The following is a 25,467-nucleotide window of genomic DNA, read 5'->3' on the forward strand; positions in this document are numbered from 1 at the left end:
TGTTACTTGTCCTTAGTTTTAATAGGCCACTAAAGTTGTTATTCACTTTTTATTTCTCTAGCCTGTTTATGTCTTGATAATGACTTTAACTAAAGGGTAAAAAAAAAGACGTATCACTCATTATGCAGATGTATCAAATTGTATCGTATATGTTACTTATTACGATACAATTTATTCAATTATCAATGGGGCTTTGTGCTTGAAGAGCTTTGGTTGTCAATAAAACCCATGCAATATGAGTACAAGGCTTAGAGCAAAATAAATAAAGGATTGTTTCTATAACTGCCAAGCGTAACTGAACTTGGTAAATACGGTTCGTTGACCTCTGGTTAACTTATCTAAGCTATCATTTTGGTATCTGCCATCTAAGTAGCCAATAAAAAAATAAAGTATACGAGTTAATTTTATAAGTGTAAAAACTCGTGATTAAATACATTGTCTATTTGGGCGTTAGCAGTATTAATTTTCATGCATAGTAAAGGTGAAAACAATAGAGTATTGTGTGTAGATGTTTTGTTCCTTCTCGTTAAATCTTTCGAATTGCCATTGCTTTAAAGCTTTCTTAGACGTGTTGTTGAAAATTTTATCAGTTGAGTGATTAACTTTTATATTAATCACTTCTCCTAAAGCATTAACTTGATAATTTAAATCTACAGTACCTTCTAAATTTTGTTGGAGTGCCTTCATTGGATATTTAGGTTGCACTTTTTTTATCAAAACAATGTTTAATTTATCGGATAAAACTTGAGCGTTAATTTTGATGTTTTGTTTAAGTAACTGAGTATTAATATTGCTAATATTTACCACTTCTATTTTGCTATTTGTTGCAGCTATTTGCAGTGTCTTAGGTGGTATAATTACCTGAGGCAAAGGTGGGATTTCTTTTATTGTCATCGACGAAGGTTGCACTTGTGGAGTAGCTTTATTTGTTGGAGGTAAATTAAGTTGTGAATTAAGCTGAAAGTTAATATTATTTTCAGCGGGTTTAATAGGTGTTTTTAAGTGGTTAATTAATGCGAAAATTGAAAAAGAAGCAAAGCAGCTTGCACTGAGAATATATAATATTTTATGACTAAATAGTTTAATATTGCGCTTAGGTTGTGTTGGCGATTTTGTATCAATGTTAGGTGCATTAACGTGTTTTTTACGTTGTTGATAAAGTTCACTGATCGCTTTATCAGTTAAAGGCGAGCTCATCTATTTGTCTCCAAGTGCGTTCTTATATATTTTTTTGCATAACGTAATCTGCTTTTGATTGTTTCTTGTTCTTCATCAGTCAAATCGGCTATTTCTTTTAAAGTAAAACCTTCTTGTTGAAATATAAAAGCCTCTTTTTGATGAAAAGGTAAGTTATCTATCAATGCATTAAAATGATCTAATTGTTGCTCAAACTTTAATTGTTCAATTAAAGTTTGTGTTGTTAAATTGTGATCTTCCATTTCTTGATAAATCCACCTTTGCTGCTTTCGAAACTCATCGATGAGTGTATTTCTAGCGATAGAAAATAACCAATATTTTGCAGAGTTGTTGGCTTTGTATAAATGCTTTTTATGAATTACTTTCAACCATGTCGTTTGCAACACATCTTCAGCTAATGTACGTTCAGATTGACTTAGTAAATAATGAAAAATTGTTTGATTATACTTATCTACCAAGGCTGTAAGGTACTTGCTGTTATTAGTTTTTGCATATAGTTGCAGTAATTTGTCAGGATGGCTCTCGGGTGTGAGCCATCCTTTTATTGCTGACGGTAATTTCAAATTAATGCCCTATTTACCCTTGGTTACTATCCAGTTTGAAATCCAATTGAACTGTTAAATTGTGTTGCTCAATTACATTACCATTTACTGTTTTTGCTCGATACTTCCATTTTTTCAATGCTTGTCTTGCTGCTTTATCGAATGTTCTTTTAGGTTGCGATTCTAACACTCTTACGTCAAAAACTTCACCTAATTGATTAATACTAAAAGCAAGTTTTACCCAACCTTCAAGACCATTATTTAATGCTTTAATCGGGTATTTAGGTGTTATCTGTACAATAGGTCTTGCATCGCCATCTCTTAATTGCCCTGAATTATTTAAAGCTGTGTTAATGCCTGGTAATTTAATTACTGAAGGCGAGTAATCAATTGTATTGTTAACATTATTTATCTCAGGCTCCTCCATACTTTTTGGAGGTGCCTTCGGTGTAGGTGGCGGTGACGGCTTTACTCGCGGAATTTCTGTTATCTTTGATTTTGGCGGTGTTTGAGCAACGTCAAAGGGAATACTATTATCAACAATGAGAGGGGCTTGTTCATTTTTGTTTATTAAAAAAGCCATAAAAGCGAATAAAGAAAAAGTGATGGCAATTGCTGTTAAAGCTATAGGTACGATATTTTTCATATATATTTCCTTTTCGATTATATACGTTGGTAAAGGTAAAAAGTTAATAACAGTCGTGATTAGTGACTGTTAATAAATAAAACGTAGATAAAACCGAAAAGGGGTTAAATAAAATTTTAAAATGATAAATTATATTAAATCATCATACTTGCCATTGTTGCTCAAACTCTAAACTTTTTTTAAGGCAGGCTAATGCTTTATCTAAAGTACTTGAATTTGTATTAGCACGATAAGCTATGTAAATAGGGTATGAAAATTCGGGAGAGCCTTTAACGATCTCCAGTGCACCTGTTGCCAAATACTTAGCGACAACTCTTGTTCTAAAATAGCCATTTCCGCCATTTTTTAGCATGAATTTTAGTGCTAAAGGGCCTAAATTAAAGCTTAATGCTGCTTGTCTTTTTTGAGGAAGAACAGCGTCAAAATTACGTTTAAATTGATCTCCCCAATCAATAAATAAATCAGGAGAAAACCTGTCAGGTACTTGTACATGGATGAGCTTTTCTTCAACGACTTGCTCAACGGAAAATCCAGAAAAATAACTCGGTTGGTGGACTAAAATAGCATCTAAGTTACTCTTTTCAAGTAAGGTGATTAACTTTTCAGTATTATCTACTTCACTATGTATATGTAACTCGGGAGCATTTTCAGTTACCGCAGTAACCCAATCCACCATTAACGGGTTCCATAGACTCGTTTCAACGCCAATGTTAATGGTGTCACTTTGTCCTTGAGGTAAAACTAAGTGCACTTTAGCCTGTTCAAATGTTTGGACTAGTGTTAGAGCATAACCAGCAAAAACCTCACCTTCTCGAGTAAGTTTTGCTCCAGCTCTATTACGAGTAAAGAGCGAACATTTTAAATGGCTTTCTAAAGCTTTTACTCTCGCTGTAATTGTTGTTTGTGTAACATTAAGGCGCTGTGCTGCTTCTACAAATGTACCTGCACTCATAATTGCCAGAAATGTTTTTGCCAATTCTATATCCATTTAAGAGGTCCTTTAAATAAGCTAATACAGATTTAACTTCATAAAAATTGCATTTAAATATCATTAATATTCATTATACATATATTTTAAGGCTAGGTATGCTGTGCGCCATAATTTATGTGTGATGAGTTAATCTTTTGAATTTATATAGATTGGGGTTATTTGGAATGTGTTTCTCACTGCTGTTGTTACTCACAGCAATTTATGTTGTTTTTATTAGTACATTGGATATTTCATTCGCGTGGACAATGTTTTGGCACTTTACGCTGCTGTTAACAGGTCTGTCTTTTAAATTATTTTATGTCATGATTTTAGCTGCTGAGTCTAAAAGTAAGTCAAGCGTCTAGCCTTATCGATTTTTTTGAATTTATATTAACTAAGATTATTTAATAATGAAGCCTAGTAAAAAAGTGCAAATTGAACATGTTTTTTCTGAAGTTAAAAAGTATTTAGGTATTGAAGAGAACAATACGTCTAAAACGGAGAAGTTAATTTCTGGCCTCGGTGCGATGATTTCTATTTACTTGTGTCAACTTATGACCGCGCCTTTTATCACTCAACCCAGCTCTTTGCTGTTAATTGCTTCCATGGGGGCGACAGCGACCCTTATTTATGCGTTGCCCCACGGCGCACTTTCACAGCCTTGGAATGTCTTGGGAGGAAATTTAGTGTCTGCTGCTATTGGCGTTTTATGTTATCAACATATGTCTGACTCGGCTTTATCTGGTGCTGTCGCAGTAGGAGTTGCAGTGCTTGCGATGTATTACTTACGCTGTTTACACCCACCTGGAGGTGCAACGGCATTATTTTGTACCCAAGGTGGAGAGCAAGTATATGAACTGGGTTTTAGCTTTTTATGGCAGCCATTATTAGCTAATGTGTTAATCATTATTTTTGTTGGTGTGATCTTTAACAGCATATTTTCTTGGCGGCGTTACCCAGCACATTTAAACTTTAAAGACATTAAGGGGCATCCGTCGGTTAATCACTTGAGCCATGAAGACTTTAGTGCGGCTTTGATGCAACTTGATTCGTTTGTTGATATTACTACCGAAGAGTTAGCGATAATATTCGATCGTGCACTCATTCATGCCTCGACTAATAAACCTAATAAAAAACAGTTGTTAGAGGCAGAGCGCTTCTACAGTAATGGCTCTTTAGGTGAAAGTTGGAATATAAAGCAAATTATTAATATCGATAAAGCGAAAGTTCAATTTAAAATTATTGCGGGTAATGGTCAGGGCATGATTAAAGAAGCAAGCCAAAGAAGATTTAAGAAGTGGGTTAAGTTTGAGGTAGAATTTAGCCAAGGCAGTTGGGTAAAAAGATAACTTTAGTAAGCTTAACTAATCTGAGCTCGGCTTAACAAATATTTCTCTAGCAGCTATTTTTCAAGCTGTTAACCCTCTCTTAAACCGAGTTCAGGTTAACTAAGTTTTTATCGACAGATTACTCAACTTTTTCTTTTAATGGCAAGGTGAAAGTAAAGGTACTTCCGCGCCCTAAATCGCTCTGTGCTGATATATTACCTCCCATAATTGAAGCTAACTGCTCCGCAACAAATAACCCTAAACCAGAAGTCCCTTTTCTATTGAGGGTGTGTTGCTCAAAACTATCAAAAAGTTGTTTTAACTGGACTTTGTTCATACCAATGCCGGTATCGTGAACAGATATTATTAATTGGTTGCTTTCTTGGCTTATTCTCAGTGTTATTTTACCTTCTCGGGTAAACTTAATGGCGTTGGAGCAAAAGTTAGTGAGTATTTGTTTTAAACGTTTAGCGTCAAAATAAACAATAAACGGTGTCGGCAAATTATTGTCTATTTCAAACACTAATCCTTTGCTTGTGGTTGGTTCAATAAACATTTCTAAGATTTCGTTTAGTACTAAATTAATATCTTGGTGTTTTAATGTTAACTCGAGGGTATTGGCTTCTATTTCTTCTAAGTCAATCATATCGTTAATTAACTGTAGTGATTGTCGGCTGCTTTCTAAAATAATCGCAATTTCAGTCTGGATTTCTTGAGTGTCACTTCTGTCTTTTAACATCAATTCTGATTGTTCAATTATTTGCTTTAAAGGTGTTTTAATATCACTTGTGGTGTTGATTAGATATTGGCTCTTAAGTTTGTTAGCATCTTGTAATTCTTGTACTAAGCGGTCAAGTTCTTGAGTTTTTTGTTTAACTTTAATCTCAATTTTCTGTTTAGATGTCTTTTCTATTTTTTTTCTAAAGATAAAAAAGGTGCATAATAAAATAAAGAGAATCGATAAGGTAATAAAGTACTGTAGTTGCTTAGATTCTTTATTTTTTAATTGCGTTAATTTTTCATTTTGCGTTAATTTTTCTACTTGCTGGGCAAGTTGCTCAGATTCAAAACGTGCTAATTGCACATTTAGTCGTGCATTATTCATTTTAATTTGTTTATTGGTATATTCGAGGTGAGTTGTTAAAGCCTCTGATGTATTCTTTTGAGTGGCATAAATAAGTGATAACAAAGCTAGATTACTGTTAAGTAAAGACTGGTATCCCATCTCCCTTGCTATTTGATTGGCTAATGTGATTTTGTTTAGGGCCTGTTCTATATCACCTTGATAAAAATAAGCTTTCGCTAAGCTGTTTAGACTGCCTGCGTAGGCTTTTTTATGGTCAACAGCTAAACTAACGACTATACCTTTTTCAGCGTATTCTTTTGCTTTTTCGGGTTGATTTAATTGATGGTATAATTCTGCAATATTGTGCAGTTGAGCTGCAATTTGAAAACGATCATTCTCTTTTTGAAAGTAAGTTAAGGCATCGAGTAAATACTTTTTAGACGCCTGATACTGCCCTGAGTGTTTGTAGGCGACTCCTAAGTGTGCCCATATCATTGCAATAGTATTTTGATCACTTAATGATTCTCTTTTATTGAGTACTTCAAGTAGCATTTTAATTGCAACATCGTATTGCTTAATGTTTACGTGCATTAATGCAATGTTATAACGGACATCAATTTTATCTTCTTCGCTACCAAAGTTTTGATATAAAGCCTCAGCAAGTTGATAGTTTTTTAATGCCAACAAATAATTACTCATGGAGGAATAAACTAATGCTAAGTTGTTATACAAGCTTGCTTGTTTAATAGGTGCATCAGTAGTTTGATAATAAGAAATTGCTTGTTGGTATGCAGATATTGCTTGTGTGTACTTTCCTTGATAATAATAAATAATACCAAGTAAGGTAAAGGATTCAGATTCCAATGCGATAAAGTTTTGGCTTTGGGCGATTACTTGCGCTTGCTGAAGGCTTTCTATGGCACGGTTGAAATTATTAGTCGTTAAATAAGCACGACCAAGCATGTTTAATGTTGAAACATACTGCTCGGGAATTATTTCTGGCGATTTTAGTAGTGATTCGAGTGCTTCTATTGTTGAAGCTTTATTTTTCACTTTCTTTAGGGAGGTTAACTGTTCTGCAATGGGAGTAGCTTCTGCGTATGCAAAATGACTCAAACTTAACGTAATAAAACAACTAAGATAGATAAATAAAAATGAAAAAGATTTAAACAAAACTAGTAACCTTAGATCAATAAACTAGTTATCGTTAACTAATTTGTAAAAGCAGATCATTTTATAGCATCTAACAAGCACGAAAAGAATGGCTAACAGTAATATTTTGTTGTTCTAGAACCTTAAATGATGAATTTTCATAATTGTTAAGGGAAGAGGAAGAGTTGATTTTGTTACCAATATAAAAAAGCCCAGCGAAATCGCTGGGCAAAAAATAAAGGGAGAACATGTCGTTAAAGGTTAATTACTGTTATTTTCAATGGCGGCAGAGTCAGTTTTCTTTGATAACAAACTTTTACCATTAATCGCTATTTTTCTTGGCTTTAACGCTTCTGGAACTTCTCTTTCTAAGTCAATGTTTAGCAAGCCATCTTTAATAAATGCTCCGATAACTTTAACATGATCGCCTATTTGAAATTTTCGCTCAAAGTTGCGCTCTGCAATACCTTGATGTAAAAATTTACGTGGGCTTTGTTCGTTACTACCTTCATTCAGTTCTGCTTTAGTGCCGGTAATAACCAAGGTGTTTTGTTTAGACTCAATATCCAATTCTTCTTCAGCAAAACCGGCAACAGCCATGGTGATGCGATATTGATCTTCAGAAATTAATTCAATATTGTACGGAGGGTACGAAGATTGTTTTTCTGATAATGATGCTTTGTCAATTAAATTGGCTAAGTGATCGAATCCAATAAATGAACGGTATAGTGGGCTGAAATCTTTAGATGTACGCATAATTCATATCCTATTAATAAGTTAGCAATATGTTAATAAAACCTAAATCTGATTTGACTATAAAGTTAATGTCCAACATAGTAGTTGCAATATTAGCTATTAATAACCAATCACATTAGGTGATGTGCCTTTCAATATTTGAACAGGCGGTTAATGTAGACCCTTAAGGCGACTACATAATAATAGATGGGAACGCATATTTTATTTTCAAGCAAAAAAGTGAATATTTTTATTTATTTTAATTAACTTATTGAATATTAAGGGTTATAAAAATGATAAAAACAGAACAAATTTTAAGATATTGGTTTGGTGTTTTAAACAACGAGTTGTCAAATCAATCGCAATCATTATTGTGGTATCAATCTACGCCTGAAATTGATCAAGAGATTTTTTCACAATTTAATCATTTATACCAACAGTCGATTAGTGGCAAGTTAGCGCATTGGCATGATAATGCCAGAAGCAGTCTTGCAATGATTATATTGTTAGATCAATTACCCCGAAATATGTTTCGAGGTACTGCGCAAGCCTTTGCCTCTGATAACAAGGCACTTTTAACTGCTCAAAAAGGCATTGAAAAAGGGTTTGATAAAGAATTGTCTCTGATTGAACGGATTTTTTATTATCATCCGTTTGAGCATAGTGAGGATTTAAGTGTTCAACAAAAAAGTGTCGATTTGTTTTCTAGCTTACTTGATGAGTACCCGAGTGAAGTTCATCAATCTGTTATAAAGTCTTCGGTAAACTTTGCTCAACAGCACTTAACAATTATTGAACAATTTGGCCGTTTCCCACATCGAAATCAAGTGTTGAACCGCCAATCAACAGTGGCCGAACTTGACTATTTAAAAACGGGTAATAGCTTTGGTCAAGCGGCTAAAAAATAATTCATTATATTTAAAAAAAGCGTAAATTAGGTAAAGTAATTTACGCTTTAGAAGTGAATTTAGAAAACTTAATGGTCGTAAGCCATGGTAAAACTTACTGAGTATATTATTTTCAAATGCTTATGTTGTTGAATTGTTATTTAGAATTACCCTTGCTAGCGTCTTCATTACTAGAAGGTTCATCAGGACTTAACGCACTTAAAGTCGCTAACGCCATTTCGTAATTAGGTTGTTGTGAAATATTAGCAACCAATTCTTTGTAGGCAACTTTTCCTTGGTTATCAATGATAAATATTGCGCGGGTTAATAATCCCATATCTTTAATAAGCAACCCGTACTTACTACCGAAATCTCGCCAAACACTGTCTGATAATACTTTAATTTTATCGATACTTTCAGTTTTACAAAAACGTTTTTGAGCAAACGGTAAGTCGTTACTAATGGTTAACATGGTAATGTTAGCAGGTAAATTTTCTACTTCTTCATTAAAGCGTTTGGTTTGTATCGAGCAAACACCTGTATCTAGGCTAGGGACTACTGAAATAAGAACAATATCTTCGCTAAAACTTGAAAGCTGTACAGGAGTAAAGTTTCCATCTACCACTTTAAAGTTAGGGGCTGGTTCACCGACAGCAACTTGCGTACCTAAAAGCGTGACGTATTTTTCGCCTGCTTTGACTAAGTTGGGTGATTCAGTTAATTCTTCTTGAAAAGAGTTTGCGTGAGCAGATAAATTTAATGTTGTATTTATCATTAATAATAAAGTTAAAGTAAATAATTTCATATAGTGTGGAGATTGTGAGTATATTGAACGGTAAAGCTTATCGTTTTCGTAAAAAAATTGCCATGAAATAGTCAGTTAATACTTGGTAATATGGCTAAAATTACCTATTGTTTAAGAAGATAGCTCAAAAAACAAAGACCTTTTATAATTTCACTTAGTTTAGGAAGTATTTCTCTATGTCGACTCGGTTGTTAATTTGTGATGATTCAAATATGGCGCGTAAGCAAGTTGCTCGCTCTTTGCCTGATGATTGGGACGTTGAAATTAGTTTTGCTCATGATGGTGTTCAAGGCATTGAAGCAATTAAGGCGGGTAAAGGGGATGTTTTATTACTTGATTTAAACATGCCCAATATGGATGGCTATCAAGTGCTTGAAGAAATTTTAAAACAAGACTTGCCGACATTGGTTGTGGTTATTTCTGGTGATATTCAACCAGAGGCACATAATAGAGTTAAAGGGCTTGGGGCTTTAGATTTTATTAAAAAACCGGTAAATAAAGCAAAGCTCACCGAAATTTTACTTGCCTATGGTATTTTTACTAGGGAAGAAAATAATAACGCTGCACCAACCGATATCAATCAGGATAAACAGCCGCTTCCAGACATAACAAACAGTAAATTAGATGAAATTACCCAAACGATAGCAGCAAAAGATCCAGTTAAAGAGCAACCATCCGTAAAGTCTTCCTTACCCAAAATGACCAAACCTGCGCCTATTGCGCTCGACTCTGAAACTTCTATCGCAGATGATTACTATATTCTTACGCCCGACATGCGAGATTGCTATCAAGAAATTGCTAATGTTGCAATGGGACGGGCTGGGGATTTGCTTGCTCGATTATTAGATGTATTTGTTGTTCTGCCAATTCCTAATGTTAACTTTATTGAAGTTAGTGAATTGAGTATGGCGCTTTCTGCTATTGAAAGTAGAGAAAGTACCTCAGGTATTTGCCAAGGTTTTATTGGGGCAGGGGTTTCAGGAGAAGCATTACTGATATTAAACGATTCAGGTTTTAAAGACATTGCTTCATTAATGAATTACCAAGATGAAGTTGATGCTAGCTCTGAGCTCGAATTATTAATGGATTTAGCTAATGTGTTAATTGGTGCTTGTCTAAACGGTGTTTCTGAGCAGTTAGATATGCAGTTTAGCCAAGGGCATCCTGTTGTTTTAGGGCAGCACCGAAGAGTATCAGAGCTTATCGCTTCTAATGCGAATAAATGGAAGAAAACATTGGCAATAGAGATTAGCTATAATATTGAAAACTATAATATAAAGTGTGATTTATTATTATTATTTACTGATAAGTCCATGGAAACTCTTAATAACAAAATTTCTTATTTACTAGATTAGGCGTGGAATTAATATGTCATCAGATTCAGGACAGTTGAATGAACTACATTGGTTAATGGAAATGCTTCATACCATTGATGTTGGCTTAGTGGTACTTGATCGAGACTATACTATCCAAATTTGGAATGGTTTCATGGAAAATCATAGTGGTTTACTTCCACGAGAAACAAAAAATAAAGTGCTGTTTGATTTGTTTAGTGAGATCCCTCAAGACTGGTTTAAACGTAAAGCAGAATCTGTTTTTTTACTGAAAAATAAAGCCTTTACTATTTGGGAGCAGCGCCCTTATTTATTCAAATTTCAAAATTATCGGCCCGTTACCGGTACTGCCGATTTTATGTATCAAAACTCGACGTTTATTCCGTTAATATCTGCTACGGGCGAAGTGACTCATCTTTGTCTTATTATTTATGATGTCACCGACAATGCTGTTCACAAACAAGATTTAGAAAAGGCCAATGAAAGGCTTGGCTTATTAAGTCAAACGGACGGCTTAACTAAACTGTTTAATCGTACGCACTGGGAAGAGTGTTTATTAATTGAATATCAACGCTGGTCACGTAGCCAAAATGCGAGTTGTTTGGTGATGATCGATATTGATCACTTTAAAAAAGTGAATGACGGTTATGGCCATATGGCGGGTGATAGCGTTATTAAACATATCTCAGCTATTATTCGCTCTCATGTAAGGGGAACAGACATTGCAGGACGATATGGCGGTGAAGAGTTTGTTATTTTACTCAGTGATACAGAGCTAAATAACGCATATATATTTGCTGAAAGATTACGTAAAGCCATTGAAGAATCAACAGTAAAATATAATGATATTGAAATAAATTATACAATCAGTTTAGGTATTGCTGAAGTAAACCCAAGCATACAAAGTTATGAGGCTTGGATTGAGTGTGCTGATGCTGCAATGTATCAAGCAAAAGAGGCGGGAAGGAACCAAACAGCATTATTTCCACTTCCTAAATAATGTTTGTTTAACTTATGATGAAAGCTGAGAAAGGTTAGCTTTCATCATAAAGCATTAATAAATTTATTGTTGCTGATAAACCTTTTTACCATCAACCCATGTTGAAATTACTTGGTTCTTCCATAGCTTTTTTTCATCAATAGTAAATATATTATCTTTTATTAAAATAAAATCAGCTTTTTTTCCTGCTTGCAAAGAGCCAATGATATTTTCTTGATGTCCACTATATGCTGCAGCTTGAGTGAAACTGTTAAATGCTTCAACTCTCGTCATTTTTTCATCGCTCATCCAGCCACCTAATGGTTGATTAATATGATCTTGTCGTGTGACTGAAGCATGCAAACCATAAAAAGGGTTAGGTGACTCAACGGGAAAATCTGAGCCTGCAGCAATAATCGTATTAGCAGAGAGTAACTTTCTCCATGCATATGCACCTAAAATACGTTCAGGACCTAATCTATCGATAGCCATATTTTTATCGCTAGTGGCATGCGTTGCTTGCATTGAAGCGATAATACCAAGTTCAGAGAAACGAGGGATATCACTTAAACGTAACACTTGAGCATGCTCAACTCTATGTCTTAAGTGTTTGGTATTAGTACGCTTAATATTTTTTTCGTAACTGTCTAAAACGATGACATTGGCATTGTCGCCAATTGCATGAGTGTTAACTTGAAAACCAGCTTTCATTGCAGTATTGATATATTGATTTAACGATTTGGAGTCATGCAATAACAAGCCTTTATGGCCTGAGTGATCTGAGTAACTTTCAATTAACGCTGCACCTCTACTTCCCAATGCACCGTCGGCTTGAATTTTGACACTGTTAAAAGCAATCATATTATCTTTACTAGAAAATGTGCCGGCCTCTATAACTTGCTGCCAATTATCGCTAGGCAAATACAACATTGCATTAATGCGAATAGCCATGTTCTTTTCATTAGCCAGTGCTTTATATAACGTTAAATTTTCTTTATCAATGCCTGCATCATGAACGCTAGTAAGCCCCATACTTGCTAACGACTCCATTGCTTTTATAAGAGCTGTTTTATTTTCTTCTTCAGTTAATGGAGCAACATTTTTGGTGATTAAATTCATGGCATTATCAATAAATACACCTGTCGGAGTGCCTTGAGCATCTCTGATTATATCACCACCTTCAGGTGTAACTGTTGCTCGTGTAATGCCTGATATTTTCATGGCAGCTGAATTAGCCCATCCCGCATGACCATCAACTCGTCTTAACCAAACAGGTTTATTTGGAAAGTATTTATCTAAACTTTTTGCTGTTGGGAATTGGTTGGAGGGCCATTGTATTTGGTTCCACCCTCTGCCTTGTATCCATGCCGAATTCGGATTTTGTTTTGAAAAATCAACAGCTCTTAAGACAGCTGCTAATTCAGAGTCACTATTGATCAAATCCGCTTGCATTAAGCTCAAACCATAATTAAGTACATGGCCATGAGCATCAATTAAACCTGGTATTAATGTTTTTCCATTACCGTCTATTATGGTAATCGTTTTATCATTTAGCAGGTTTTCGTTTTTATTTAATGCGGTAGCATTTAAGAATACTTGATCAATTTTGTCATCAGTAAATAAGAGAGCATAAAACTGTATAAGCTTATCGTTTGCCATTGTATAACCTTGTACATTTTTAATTAACGTGGTTTGAGCATTAGCTAAAGCACTAAAAAATAAGGTGATAAATAGTAAAAATGAAGTTTTTATCATTGAAGTTAGCCGATATAAAATAGTACAAACATCCTAACATGGTTATTAGTTATACACTATTTTCCCTAATTGTATTAGCCAACGGTTTTATACTGACTTTAAAATCGCTAAGTTAGATTTTCTGTAGAGCAATAAGTTAAGTAACAATATAAATAAGGGAATAAGCCAATTAATAAATAGACCAAATTGGCTGTAGGGAGTTGCACCGTCAACTAATTGCACCTCAGCTCTAAGTACCGCTTCTTCAAACTGAGGAATTCTTTCAATAATTTTACCTTGGTGATCAATTACAGCAGTAATACCATTATTGGTTGAACGAAGTAATGGTCGGCCGAACTCTAATGCACGCATTCTGGCTATTTCTAAGTGCTGGTGAGGTCCGTGAGAATCACCGAACCATGCATCATTACTTACTGTTAATATCATATCTGTTTCATTGGTCAAGTTAGCTGATAATTGTCTCGGGAAAGCTATTTCAAAGCAAATAAGGGGTAAAATATGCAAATCACTGGCGATTAAATTTGGTTGAACATACTTCCCTCGACTAAATGAAGACATAGGTAAATTGAAAAATGGGGCAAGTGGTCGTAACCATTCGCCAAATGGCACGAATTCACCTATTGGTAATAAGTGGTTTTTGTAATAACGGTTACTGTGATTATAATAATAATCACCTTCTGCATCATCGCTGTATTTTTTTCCTAAAACAATCAATGCATTGAAAAAATCATTATTGCGATTGTTGTAATTAAGAATGCCGGTAATAATTGCGCTATTATTTAAGCTGGCTGAGCTATTTACCGTTTTTAAGTACTCTTGTACCTCTGGCTCCCAAGAAGGTACAGCTGATTCAGGCCAAATAATAAGATCTGCATCATAGTTTTCTCTGGTTAATTCTAAAAATTTCAGCATAGTTGGCCACTCTTGTTGAGGTGTCCACTTTAAATCTTGGGCAATATTGGCTTGAATTAAAGCCACTTTTTTAGTTTGTTCAGTGGGAGTTACCCAAGCTACATTCTGAATACTGAAAGTAAGTATTATGATGGTAGAAAAAATTACCAGATGTGTTTTTTTGCTTAGCTTCGACAGTGTATTAAAGTTGAAAATTAATTGATATAAGCAAATGTTAATCACTAGTATTAAGCAGGTTATACCGATTTCACCAATTAGAGGAGCAAATGCTGCAAGTGGGCTTTCTATTTGGCTATATCCTAAAGATAACCATGGAAAGCCAGTTAAGAACACACTACGGCAATACTCGCTAAAGAGCCAAAAGGCGGGGAGTAGCCAAAGGTTTAATTGCCTGTCTTTTGGGGCGCGATCACTGAATCTTGCACTTAAAAAACATGCTAAAGCAGGGAAAAGTGCTAAGTAAATGCACAAAAGTAGCATCAATAACAGTGATACAATTAAAGGAAGACCACCAAATTGATCAATACTTACATGTACCCAACTAATGCCACTAGCAAACCAACCTAAACCAAAAAAGAAACCTTGTTTACTGGCATTAGCCACCGTTGCTTTATCTAAGCATTTAAACCATATTGCCGGAATAATTAACGCTAAGCCCCATAGCGAAAATGGAGCATAAGCAAAAACTAAGCTTAAACCAGCGAGAAAACTGAGCCAATAATCTTTATTTTTCATAGTATTGAGTAATTTTATGCTGGCAGTAGTGCCATAGTCGTTGCTTTGTTGCCCTAGTTAATATAATCAATCACTGGCTTTGCCGTTTACAGGATGATCTTTAGGGACAGTTAGTTGTAATACTTGAATTCGTCGATTATCAGCAGATAATACTTTAAATTCAAAGTCTTCAATGGTGACTGTTTCACCTTTTTTAGGCATATGGCCAAATTGATGTAACACGACACCACCAATGGTGTCGGCATCAGCGTCGTCATATTGACAGCTAAAATATTCATCGAAATCTTCAAGATCGGTTAATGCTTTGAGTTGATAAACATTACCTGCTAAATGCTTTATATCTTCTTCTATTTCATCATCGGTTTCATCTTCAATTTCACCAACAATTAACTCTAAAATATCTTCGATGGTAATTAAGCCTGAAACTCCACCATATTCGTCGACAACAATAGCCATGTGATAACGCTTTGAGCGAAATTCCGCGAGTAAAGGTTCTACTTTTTTACTTTCTGGAACAATAATAGCGGGACGAATAAGGCTTTTTAAGCTTAGTTCTTCATTATTTTGATTAAAGCCAAACGTCAGTAAATCCTTGGCTAATAAAATACCTTCAATATGATCAATATCATCGTTAACAATAGGGAAGCGAGAGTGTCCTGATTCGATGATGGTTGGTAAAAACTCATCAAGAGGTTGCTCAATCTCTAAGGTGACCATTTGAGATCGTGGTACCATTATATCGCGAACATGGATCTCAGATACTTCTAAAACACCTTCAATCATTTGTTTAGTTTCAGGTTTAATTAATTCTCGATCTTCGGCATCGTTTAAAACTTCAACTAATTCGTCTTTATTTTTCGGCTCCCCAGTAAACACTTGGATAACTTTATCCAAAAATGTTTTATTTGAAGAACCGCTACTAGAGTGGGGTTTGTCATCGCTCATAGAGCAGGTAAATTCCTATTTAATTAATAATAAACGTGAAAAATTAAAGGTTTTTGATCCTCTCAAGCCTTTAGTTTTCATGATAAGGATTACTAAATCCTTGTTTAGCTAAAATTTTTATTTCTAAACTTTCCATTTCAGCTGCATCACTGTCACTTATATGATCATAGCCTAACAAATGCAAGCATCCATGTGTAACCATATGCGCCCAATGTGTGTGTAACTCTTTATTTTGTTCAAGGGATTCTTGAGCAACTACTTGCGCACAAATCACAATATCTCCCAATAAATTAAGCTCAACACCTTCTGGCACGTCAAATGGAAAAGACAGCACATTTGTTGGCTTGTCTTTTTCTCGGTATTGCTTATTGAGTTGTTGGCTTTCTGCAACATCGACCAAGCGAATGGTTAACTCAAAATCACTTTGTGTATGAGCTAACGCAGCCGTTGTCCATTCTTGTAGCTGGACATCGCTGGGTAAATTATTAGCGGTACTAATACGCTGAATATCGAGTTCAATCGTCATAAATTTCTAGCTTTAATTAGGTTTGCTATGAGCAAGGCGCTCTTTTTCTTTATTTGCTTTGATTGCCTGTTTTTTATCAAAGGCATCGTAAGCATCAACAATACGAGCAACAACGGGATGGCGTACAACATCTTTAGATTGGAAAAAATCAAAACTTACACTATCAATATCCACTAAAACATCCATCGCATGGCGTAAACCTGATGTTTGTCCTCTTGGTAAATCGACTTGTGTAATGTCGCCGGTTATTACGGCACGAGCATTAAAACCAATACGGGTTAAAAACATTTTCATCTGTTCTATAGTCGTATTTTGGCTTTCATCTAAAATAATAAATGCATCGTTTAATGTTCTACCACGCATATAGGCTAGTGGGGCAATTTCAATCACATTGCGTTCAATCAATTTTTCTACTTTTTCAAAGCCTAACATTTCAAAAAGAGCATCGTAAAGAGGGCGCAAGTAGGGATCTACTTTTTGTGACAGATCGCCAGGTAAAAAACCTAATTTTTCACCTGCTTCTACCGCTGGACGTGTAAGTAAAATACGTCTAACTTCTTGACGCTCTAATGCTTCTACGGCACAAGCAACGGCAAGATAGGTTTTTCCTGTACCTGCAACTCCAACACCAAAGCTAATATCGTTATGTAAAATGTTATGAATATAATTTTGCTGGTTTTTATTACGCGGTTTAATTAAACCACGTTTTGTTTTAATGGTAATTGCTTTATCAACAGCACTCTCAATATCTATATTACTTGGAGCTTGTTCTAATACAGGAGCTTCAACAATTGCTAAGTGAATAACTTCATCGGTAATAAGCTTACTTTCACCTTTAACCTGTGCGGTTTCAACGTACAAGTCTTTTAATAGTTGAGTGACTACTTGGCTATTTTTCGGTGAACCTATGACTTTAAATTGATTACCGCGGTAATTGATTTTTACATCTAAGCGACGTTCAATGGCTTTTAAGTTATCATCCATTGGTCCGCATAAATTAATTTGTCTGTCGTTGTCGGCAGGCTCTAGGTTAAATTCAATTGTATTTTCTTTAGTCAAAGAATAATCCATTATTTTATTATGTTAAAAGTCATGATGTTAAAAGTCATGATGTTAAAAGTCATGTAGAAAAATTTTGCTATAAAATGGTTTTGAGCACAATAGCTCAAAACCATTGAGCAATTAAGGAGTAAAAGTCGCTACACCAAGTTCATCTGTTTCAGTGGCAACTTTTTGATGATGCGAATTCGCAAGAATATCAGCCGGTGAGTTGGCAATTCTTAAGCCCATTTCACTTTCTTGTCTAATTAAATCACCACGTAATGAGTTAGCATAAACATCAGTAATCTTAACATCAACAAATTGGCCAATGACTGAGTGTGGAGCAACAAAGTTAACAATACGGTTATTTTCGGTACGGCCGCGAAGTTCCATCGGATTTTTCTTCGAAGGGCCTTCTACTAATATACGTTGTTCTGTATTAAGCATTTGGCGGGCAAGACGTAAAGCTTGATGAGTAATTCGGTCTTGCAATAAATGCAAACGTTGTTTTTTTGTCTCATCACTGACATCGTCAGGAATATCAGCTGCTGGTGTACCAGGGCGAGCGCTATAAATAAAACTAAAGCTTAAATCAAAATCTATTGCTTGAATTAAATCCATGGTCGCTTCGAAATCTTGTTCTGTTTCCCCTGGAAATCCGATAATAAAATCAGATGACATTGCAATGTCAGGTCTAATTTTACGTAACCGACGCACTTTTGATTTAAATTCTAAAGCCGTATGGCCACGCTTCATTTGCGTTAATATTCGATCTGAACCACTTTGGACTGGTAAGTGTAAATGGCTGACAAGTTCTGGAATATCAGCATACACATCAATTAAGTCGTCTGTAAACTCAACTGGGTGTGAAGTAGTGTAACGTATTCTGTCGATGCCATCGATTGTGGCAACAAAACGTAAAAGATCTGAAAATACGCAAATGCTGCCATCGTGCGATTCGCCGCGATAAGCATTAACATTCTGGCCTAGTAAGTTAACTTCACGAACACCTTGCTCGGCTAGTTGTGCAATTTCATATAACACATCATCAAGTGGTCGACTAACTTCTTCGCCACGAGTGTAAGGTACCACACAAAAAGTACAGTATTTGCTGCAGCCTTCCATGATAGATACGAAAGCAGTAGGGCCCTCGGCTTTTGGCTCAGGAAGACGGTCAAATTTTTCTATTTCAGGAAAACTAACATCGACCACTGCACTTTTTTCACCAGTAACTTGCTGAATCATTTCAGGTAGACGGTGTAATGTTTGTGGGCCAAAAACCATATCAACATAAGGCGCTCTTTCGCGAATTGCCTTACCTTCTTGCGAAGCAACACAACCACCCACACCAATCAGTAAATCTGGATTTTTAGCTTTTAACGTTTTCCAACGGCCAAGCTGATGAAAGACTTTTTCTTGTGCTTTTTCTCTAATCGAACAAGTATTAAGTAAAATGACATCCGCATCTTCAGCTTCTTCAGCAAGTTCAAACCCATGGGTTGAATCTAAAAGTTCTGCCATTTTCTGCGAGTCATACTCGTTCATTTGACAACCCCAAGTTTTGATATATAGCTTCTTACTCATTTACCTTACACTCATTTTTTTAGCGAGAATTAACACCAAAGTAGCTTAACGAAATTAACCACTACTTTATAATGGAGGCATATTTTACTCTTTCTTAGCCTTATACGCTAGCAAGATGAGTCGGGAAGTAAGGGATTTAGTAAAAACAGTTAAAAAATCTCGCTAATTTAATGAATTCGCACTGTTTTATTAATAAATATTATTGCTATTTTATATAAATACGTATAATCAAACGCAGGTACATATTTTAGAGACAGTGAAGGTTGCAATGGTAAATTTTGATTGTGTAGTTGTTGGTGGTGGTATGGTAGGAGCAGCAAGTGCTTTATCGCTCGCTGAACTTGGACTAACCGTGGCAGTAGTAGAACAAACTTCGCCTAAAGCTTACTCAGTTGAACAACCTTTTGATTTACGTGTGTCAGCAATTTCTTTGGCTTCTGAGCATTTACTTACGCAGTTAGGCGCTTGGCAACAAGTAGTAAACTGGCGTTGTTGTCCTTATCAAAAATTAGGGGTATGGGAGCAAGCATTCGCTTACACTGAGTTTAACGCAGAAGATATTAAACAAAGCCATCTTGGTCATATTGTTGAAAATCGATTGTTGCAACTTTCGTTATGGCAAAAGTTAGAGCACCACACTAATATCACCCTTTTTTGTCCTGAAACGCTTAACGCGGTAAATCAAAACCCTGAATATGTTGAACTAGCACTAAGCCAGTCAAAGATCCGTACTAAGTTATTAGTTGCCGCTGATGGGGCTAATTCGAAGGTTCGGCAATTAGTTAATATTGGGATAACAGGTTGGGATTATCAACAATCTGCGATGTTAATTAATGTTGAAACAAAAGCAGCACAAGAAAATATTACTTGGCAACAGTTTTTTGAAACAGGTCCGGTGGCAATGTTGCCTTTAGCAGGTAACAGCGAAATAGGGGGTTATGCTTCATTAGTTTGGTATCACCAGCGGGAAGAAATAAAGCGATTAGCATCCTTGACTAACTCGCAACTGCAAAAAGAAATTACCGATAATTTTCCTCAACGGTTGGGTGAAGTAAAGGTTATTGATAAAGCGGCATTTCCACTGACCAGACGACACGCTAATCACTATCACAAAGGGCGAGTGGTATTATTGGGCGATGCAGCGCACACGATTAATCCAATGGCAGGTCAAGGTGTTAATTTAGGCTTTAAAGATGTGACAGCGTTAAACACTGTGATTGCCAACGCTATTTCGAAAGGTGACTGTTGGCACGAACGTTCTGTTTTAGCTTGTTATGAAAAACACAGACGAAAAGATAACTTACTTATGATGTCGACAATGGATGCATTGTATAGCGCATTTAGCCACCCATCTCCTATGATAAAAGCTGCGCGTAATGTTGGATTGTTGTTTGCAAATAAAGTCCCGCTTTTTAAAAACAAAGCCTTGGCATATGCATGTGGTATTTAGTAATAGGGTAAGTTGTTGTGATTGTAATAGGGAAGAGAGACTTGAACTCTCACATCTTGCGATACTGGAACCTAGGATCTCTAACACAGTAGCGCGTCATTCTAGATTTAATGTTAATTTATTTAGAAAGTATATTGAAAATTAAAAGGATGTTCTAAAAGGAGGTTTGCACGAATGGTGCGGGAAGAGAGACTTGAACTCTCACATCTTGCGATACTGGAACCTAGGATATCTAACACAGTAGCGCGTCATTCTAGATTTAAAGTTAATTTATTTAGAAAGTATATTGAAAATTAAGAGGATGTTCTAAAAGGAGGTTTGCACGAATGGTGCGGGAAGAGAGACTTGAACTCTCACATCTTGCGATACTGGAACCTAAATCCAGCGCGTCTACCAATTCCGCCATTCCCGCTCATTGTAAGAGAAAGTGGCAGGGATAAGAGGATTTGAACCTCTGAATGACGGGATCAAAACCCGCTGCCTTACCGCTTGGCTATATCCCTGCAGAATACTCTTTCATAAATACATAACATTTATTTTAACTTTAATAAGTGCGCTTAATTAAAACTATTTATTAAAATAAAATAAGTGGCAGGGATAAGAGGATTTGAACCTCTGAATGACGGGATCAAAACCCGCTGCCTTACCGCTTGGCTATATCCCTGCAATGTACTTACTTTTACCGTTGCAACTAATGTTGCTTTGAAATGGTACGGGGTGAGAGACTTGAACTCTCACATCTCGCGATACTGGAACCTAAATCCAGCGCGTCTACCAATTCCGCCAACCCCGCATTACATTTAAGTGTTTAAAGAGACTTAACCTCTTTTTATTTAAGTATTACAACAAAAATAAAATGGTGGCTACACCGGGACTCGAACCTGGGACCCCATCATTATGAGTGATGTGCTCTAACCAACTGAGCTATGTAGCCTTACCAACCTGCCTCTGAGCAAGTGGCGCGTATTATGCAAATCTCATTAGGATACGTCAACCGTTTTTTTATAAAAAATGTGACTTTTTGTTTGTTTGTCTAAAGTGTGTCCAATTTGCGTGATAACTATTCAGAAAATTGCAAAATTTAACCTTAATCGCTGAATTTACCAAAGCGTAAGTTTTATCATTAGTAAGATAATAGGTAAGCATTAACTTTATAATTAGACTAAATGTTATAGATGGCTAATGCCAATTCTAATAACTTTCTTCCTACTCAGCAAAATTAAAAGGCTTTCATTAACAATGTAGTCGATAAACCTTTAAAGTAACCTTTGGGGAGTTTGTCAGAGATCTGGCAACTACACAGAGTTTCTTTCATATAGAATAGCTATACATAAAAAAATCTACTTGTACGTAAATATCTAACAAGCTCCGAGTGAGAATAAAATTAATAGATTTGGTAAAAAGTGTTTTTTAGGCACATTGGTATAAATCAATGATAGATTTATTCGACACGTGCTTTAGCGTCTTCACCTAAGTGAGCTGAAAGCTCAGTTATAGCTGCTAAGTTTTCTTTAACAATGGATTTAGATATTTTACCAATAATAAATTCACCTGTGTCTAGAGCTTTTGACCTTGCAGAAAAGATAAGTAAATTATCCCCATTGCATTTTACGCCACTAAATACAGAACGTATTTTTAGTTTGTTTTGTTTTAAGAATGATCTTAAACGGGTTTTGTCGTCAACAGAGATGTATTCGCAAATACGGAGGGCTGTTGAGTCTTCTGCGTGTACGGTTGACGCTGTAAAAAATGGTGTTGCAATTATGCTAGCCAGCAGTAAAATTTTTTTCATAATATACCCTTCAACTTTTATTATTTATTAGTCGTTTATCCATTTATGCTCGATGTTGGTTAACAAAGAGTTAATTCCTTTTGTTAGCTAAAGAATAGTGTTAAATATGAATATAAACAAAAAAATTAACGATTTAATAATTTAAACAATTAGTGACTAAAATGAATGTCTTGCATTTGGCCATTTTTCCTACGTATAAAATAGATCACCTAAGATATAAAATTGGCACAATAGAAGTTAAATGCAGCTAATAAGGTTAGCTCTTTAATCTGTGAAATAATGATAAATGACCTTGAACTTTTAAGCTCAGTTGTACTTATTGGCTGTTAGCCTTTGTTAAAATTTTACAGTTGTTTGTTAAAGGCGAGGCTGATGTGAAGGGCGTCGATTTTTCAATAGCTAATATGTTGGTTAAGCTACCTAGAAACTAATCAGGCACGAGCTTATTTAAGCATAAAACCTAAACTAACTCGTGCCTACAAAATTTACTTATACGTTAAAACGGAAGTGAATTACATCACCGTCTTTTACTTGGTAGGCTTTACCTTCTAAACGCCATTTTCCTGCATCTTTAGCGCCAGACTCACCGTTAAACTCAATGAAGTCATCAAAGGCAATAACTTCTGCGCGAATAAAGCCTTTTTCAAAGTCAGTATGGATAACACCGGCAGCTTGAGGTGCAGTAGCATTTTGCTTTACGGTCCAAGCACGAACTTCTTTAACACCTGCAGTAAAGTAAGTTTGTAAGTTTAATAAAGCGTAACCTGAATTGATAACGCGGTTTAACCCAGGCTCTTCGATGCCCATATCTGCCATAAATTCATCACGTTCTTCGTCACTAAGTTCTGCAATCTCACTTTCGATCTCAGCACAAACTGTAACTACAACAGAGTTTTCTTTTGCCGCAATTTCGCGTACTTGATCTAAATAAGGGTTATCTTCAAAACCATCATCATTAACATTAGCAATGTACATAGTTGGCTTTATGGTTAAAAAGTTTAAATAAGCGATTGCTTCTTTTTCTTCTTTAGATAGCTCTAATGAACGCACCATATCGCCATTTTCAACATGCTTTAGAATTTTTTCTAAGATAGGTAATTCAAATTTAGCATCTTTATCACCACCTTTAGCTTTTTTGGCTTGACGTGTAATTGCTCGTTCTGCCGCGTCCATATCAGCTAAAGCTAACTCAGTGTTAATTACGTCAATATCGTCAGCAGGGCTTATTTTATTAGCAACATGAATAATGTTATCGTTATCAAAACAGCGCACTACATGGCCAATGGCATCGGTTTCGCGAATGTTTGCTAAAAACTTATTTCCTAAACCTTCACCTTTTGATGCACCTGCCACTAAACCAGCAATATCAACAAACTCCATTGTTGTTGCTAGCACACGTTCAGGATTAACAATTTGAGTTAATTGGTCTAAACGAGGATCTGGTACAGGTACTACACCAGTATTGGGTTCTATTGTACAAAATGGAAAGTTAGCTGCTTCTATACCTGCTTTTGTTAATGCATTAAACAGTGTTGATTTACCAACGTTGGGGAGTCCAACTATGCCACATTTAAATCCCATGATGTCACCTTATAAGTTTGTCTTCGAAGTGCGATTTAGCTTAAATCGCAAGATTCATTAATAATTATATTGCTTTAAAAGAATGTAGACGATTTTGTGCTTTTTTAAGATCGTCAGTTTGCCAAATGTCAAAACAGCGAGCTGCTTCGTCTATGGCTTGTTCAATAAAAGCCTGTTCATTAGCAGGTGCTTTACCTAACACATGCCCGGTTACGCGATCTCTATGGCCAGGGTGACCAATACCAATGCGTAACCGATAAAATTCTTTATTATTTGCCATACAAGCAATGATGTCACGCAATCCGTTATGTCCACCATGCCCGCCACCTTGTTTGATTTTACAAACACCCGGTAGCATATCAAGCTCGTCATGAGCGACTAAGATATTCTCAACGGGAATACGAAAAAAATTTGCTAGCGGAGCAACAGATTTTCCTGAGCGATTCATGAAAGTTGTTGGAATAAGAAGATGCACTAAAGTATTGCCAATCAGGCCTTTACCGTAGAGCCCTGAATATTTTTTTTCAGGTCTTAGGGAGATATTATTACGTTTGGCGAGTTCTGTAACGAACCAATCGCCAGCATTATGGCGTGTTTTTTCATATTCGGGGCCTGGATTTCCCAGGCCCACTACTAATTGAATAGTCATCTATTATTTCTTAAATGAAATGTCTAGATTATTCTTCACTAGCTACTTCTTCTTCAGCTGCTTCGTCGTCATCGCTTTTAGCTGCTTTAGGAGCTTTAGCAGAAACAACAGCTTGATCATGGCTTTCGCCTTTTTCTAATTCATCTGAAGTTACGCCTTTAGGAAGAGTAACGTCTGATAAATGTAGAGTTTGACCAACTTCCATACCTGCTAAATCAACTTCGATGAATTCAGGTAAATCTTTTGGTAAACAGCTAATAGCGATTTCAGTAATGTGATGAGCAATTGTTGCGCCAGACTTAGCTAAGTTCTCTTCATTAATGAAGTGAATTGGAGCGTTTGCATGAACAGCATGTTTTGCATCGATACGGATGAAATCTAAGTGCATGATTACTTGTTTGTACGGGTGACGTTGCATGTCTTTTAAAAGACATTCAACAGGCTTGCCGTCAACATTAAGTGTTAATACGTGTGAGTAAAAAGCTTCTTCTTGTTGAGCACGGAATACATTTTTGTGCTCTAAAGTTAAAGATACAGGCTCTTTGCCTTCACCGTAAAGAATTGCTGGAACTTTGTTCGCGTGACGTAGGCGGCGGCTCGCACCTTTCCCTAAATCAGTACGTACTTCAGCTTCCAAAGTAAATAAATCAGTCATGATATATACTCATATAATAGTGTTTAATTAGTTCATTGTTTTTTGCGACCAAAAACAATAGCGTTGTCTTACTACCTGTGAAAGTTAATATAATTAAGTTACACAGATAAAAAAGGCGCGGAATAATAACACTTCAATTGTGTAAGATCTATTATTTATGCAGCTAATAAAAAATAAACAATAAAAAAGCACCTATAAAGG

General features: G+C 35.7%; 22 protein-coding genes and 5 tRNA genes. 5 read left to right on the top strand and 22 right to left on the bottom strand.

Translation table 11 applies throughout. From position 1 onward, the window contains the following. Positions 1-459: 459 nt before the first annotated feature. The 4 genes from AC27G3_RS10180 to AC27G3_RS10195 all read right to left on the bottom strand — a co-directional run bounded on the left by AC27G3_RS10180 (position 460) and on the right by AC27G3_RS10195 (position 3,373). Positions 460-1,197 (bottom strand): TonB family protein, encoded by a 738-nt coding sequence (locus AC27G3_RS10180; RefSeq protein WP_487121228.1) that lies wholly within the window; start codon positions 1,195-1,197, stop codon positions 460-462. Then, positions 1,194-1,760, bottom strand: coding sequence for an RNA polymerase sigma factor (locus AC27G3_RS10185; protein ID WP_487121230.1), 567 nt, complete (start codon positions 1,758-1,760; stop codon positions 1,194-1,196). The genes AC27G3_RS10180 and AC27G3_RS10185 overlap by 4 nt, the downstream gene beginning before the upstream one ends. Positions 1,761-1,773: 13 nt before the next feature. After that, positions 1,774-2,385 carry an energy transducer TonB gene (locus AC27G3_RS10190; protein ID WP_487121232.1) on the bottom strand — a complete coding sequence of 204 codons (612 nt, stop codon included), beginning with the start codon at positions 2,383-2,385 and terminating at the stop codon, positions 1,774-1,776. Positions 2,386-2,527: 142 nt separating this feature from the next. Continuing rightward, complete coding sequence (locus tag AC27G3_RS10195) at positions 2,528-3,373, bottom strand: LysR family transcriptional regulator (RefSeq protein WP_487121233.1); 846 nt, start codon at positions 3,371-3,373, stop codon at positions 2,528-2,530. A gap of 392 nt (positions 3,374-3,765) precedes the next feature. Here AC27G3_RS10195 and AC27G3_RS10200 point away from each other — a divergent pair, with 392 nt between their 5' ends. Then, the gene (locus AC27G3_RS10200; RefSeq protein WP_487121235.1) at positions 3,766-4,704 is read left to right on the top strand and encodes an HPP family protein; all 939 of its coding nucleotides are present in this window, start codon (positions 3,766-3,768) and stop codon (positions 4,702-4,704) included. Positions 4,705-4,822: 118 nt separating this feature from the next. Here the strand turns inward: AC27G3_RS10200 and AC27G3_RS10205 are convergent, their stop codons facing one another. Further along, entirely contained in the window at positions 4,823-6,865 is a 2,043-nt protein-coding gene (locus AC27G3_RS10205) for a tetratricopeptide repeat-containing sensor histidine kinase (RefSeq protein WP_487121237.1), read from the bottom strand. Between the two features lie 297 nt (positions 6,866-7,162). After that, positions 7,163-7,657, bottom strand: coding sequence for an Hsp20 family protein (locus tag AC27G3_RS10210; RefSeq protein WP_487121239.1), 495 nt, complete (start codon positions 7,655-7,657; stop codon positions 7,163-7,165). Between the two features lie 272 nt (positions 7,658-7,929). Here AC27G3_RS10210 and AC27G3_RS10215 point away from each other — a divergent pair, with 272 nt between their 5' ends. Then, a complete protein-coding gene (locus AC27G3_RS10215; RefSeq protein WP_487121240.1) occupies positions 7,930-8,544 on the top strand; it encodes a DUF924 family protein in 615 nt (204 codons plus the stop codon). Positions 8,545-8,680: 136 nt separating this feature from the next. Here AC27G3_RS10215 and tpx read toward each other — a convergent pair whose 3' ends face one another. Then, positions 8,681-9,328, bottom strand: a complete 648-nt coding sequence (gene tpx / locus AC27G3_RS10220; protein ID WP_487121242.1) for a thiol peroxidase — start codon at positions 9,326-9,328, stop codon at positions 8,681-8,683. 176 nt (positions 9,329-9,504) lie between these two features. Here tpx and AC27G3_RS10225 point away from each other — a divergent pair, with 176 nt between their 5' ends. Next, entirely contained in the window at positions 9,505-10,683 is a 1,179-nt protein-coding gene (locus AC27G3_RS10225) for a response regulator (protein ID WP_487121244.1), read from the top strand. Positions 10,684-10,696: 13 nt separating this feature from the next. Then, on the top strand, positions 10,697-11,662 hold the full coding sequence (locus AC27G3_RS10230) for a GGDEF domain-containing protein (protein ID WP_487121245.1): 966 nt from the start codon (positions 10,697-10,699) through the stop codon (positions 11,660-11,662). 63 nt (positions 11,663-11,725) lie between these two features. On the opposite strand, the gene AC27G3_RS10235 is transcribed toward AC27G3_RS10230, so the two are convergent. From AC27G3_RS10235 to miaB, 6 genes are all read right to left on the bottom strand, one after another. Then, positions 11,726-13,396: an amidohydrolase gene (locus AC27G3_RS10235; protein ID WP_487121247.1), complete on the bottom strand. Its 1,671-nt coding sequence runs from the start codon at positions 13,394-13,396 to the stop codon at positions 11,726-11,728. Positions 13,397-13,483: 87 nt separating this feature from the next. Continuing rightward, complete coding sequence (lnt, locus tag AC27G3_RS10240; RefSeq protein ID WP_487121249.1) at positions 13,484-15,043, bottom strand: apolipoprotein N-acyltransferase; 1,560 nt, start codon at positions 15,041-15,043, stop codon at positions 13,484-13,486. Between the two features lie 66 nt (positions 15,044-15,109). Then, positions 15,110-15,988 carry a CorC family transporter gene (locus AC27G3_RS10245; protein WP_487121250.1) on the bottom strand — a complete coding sequence of 293 codons (879 nt, stop codon included), beginning with the start codon at positions 15,986-15,988 and terminating at the stop codon, positions 15,110-15,112. A 70-nt stretch (positions 15,989-16,058) separates the two neighbouring features. Further along, entirely contained in the window at positions 16,059-16,514 is a 456-nt protein-coding gene (gene ybeY, locus AC27G3_RS10250; protein WP_487121252.1) for an rRNA maturation RNase YbeY, read from the bottom strand. A 12-nt stretch (positions 16,515-16,526) separates the two neighbouring features. After that, complete coding sequence (locus AC27G3_RS10255) at positions 16,527-17,585, bottom strand: PhoH family protein (protein ID WP_487121254.1); 1,059 nt, start codon at positions 17,583-17,585, stop codon at positions 16,527-16,529. Between the two features lie 111 nt (positions 17,586-17,696). Continuing rightward, a complete protein-coding gene (miaB, locus tag AC27G3_RS10260) occupies positions 17,697-19,139 on the bottom strand; it encodes a tRNA (N6-isopentenyl adenosine(37)-C2)-methylthiotransferase MiaB (RefSeq protein ID WP_487121256.1) in 1,443 nt (480 codons plus the stop codon). Positions 19,140-19,407: 268 nt separating this feature from the next. On the opposite strand from miaB, the gene AC27G3_RS10265 reads away from it, so the two are divergent. After that, positions 19,408-20,589 carry an FAD-dependent oxidoreductase gene (locus AC27G3_RS10265; protein WP_487121257.1) on the top strand — a complete coding sequence of 394 codons (1,182 nt, stop codon included), beginning with the start codon at positions 19,408-19,410 and terminating at the stop codon, positions 20,587-20,589. 327 nt (positions 20,590-20,916) lie between these two features. On the opposite strand, the gene AC27G3_RS10270 is transcribed toward AC27G3_RS10265, so the two are convergent. The 9 genes from AC27G3_RS10270 to AC27G3_RS10310 form a co-directional block, all read right to left on the bottom strand. Then, positions 20,917-21,001 (bottom strand) — tRNA-Leu (locus AC27G3_RS10270). 16 nt (positions 21,002-21,017) lie between these two features. Beyond that, positions 21,018-21,092, bottom strand: a tRNA-Gln gene (locus tag AC27G3_RS10275). Between the two features lie 86 nt (positions 21,093-21,178). Next, positions 21,179-21,253: transfer RNA gene (locus tag AC27G3_RS10280), tRNA-Gln, on the bottom strand. A 44-nt stretch (positions 21,254-21,297) separates the two neighbouring features. Then, positions 21,298-21,382: transfer RNA gene (locus tag AC27G3_RS10285), tRNA-Leu, on the bottom strand. Positions 21,383-21,446: 64 nt separating this feature from the next. Further along, positions 21,447-21,523: transfer RNA gene (locus AC27G3_RS10290), tRNA-Met, on the bottom strand. A 507-nt stretch (positions 21,524-22,030) separates the two neighbouring features. Further along, a complete protein-coding gene (locus tag AC27G3_RS10295) occupies positions 22,031-22,381 on the bottom strand; it encodes a DUF3718 domain-containing protein (protein WP_487121258.1) in 351 nt (116 codons plus the stop codon). 489 nt (positions 22,382-22,870) lie between these two features. Next, positions 22,871-23,962, bottom strand: coding sequence for a redox-regulated ATPase YchF (gene ychF, locus AC27G3_RS10300; RefSeq protein WP_487121260.1), 1,092 nt, complete (start codon positions 23,960-23,962; stop codon positions 22,871-22,873). 64 nt (positions 23,963-24,026) lie between these two features. Continuing rightward, a complete protein-coding gene (gene pth, locus AC27G3_RS10305) occupies positions 24,027-24,611 on the bottom strand; it encodes an aminoacyl-tRNA hydrolase (protein WP_487121262.1) in 585 nt (194 codons plus the stop codon). 28 nt (positions 24,612-24,639) lie between these two features. Further along, positions 24,640-25,269, bottom strand: coding sequence for a 50S ribosomal protein L25/general stress protein Ctc (locus tag AC27G3_RS10310; RefSeq protein ID WP_487121282.1), 630 nt, complete (start codon positions 25,267-25,269; stop codon positions 24,640-24,642). Positions 25,270-25,467 lie beyond the last annotated feature (198 nt).

Source organism: Colwellia sp. SU-HH01217, from assembly GCF_057543495.1.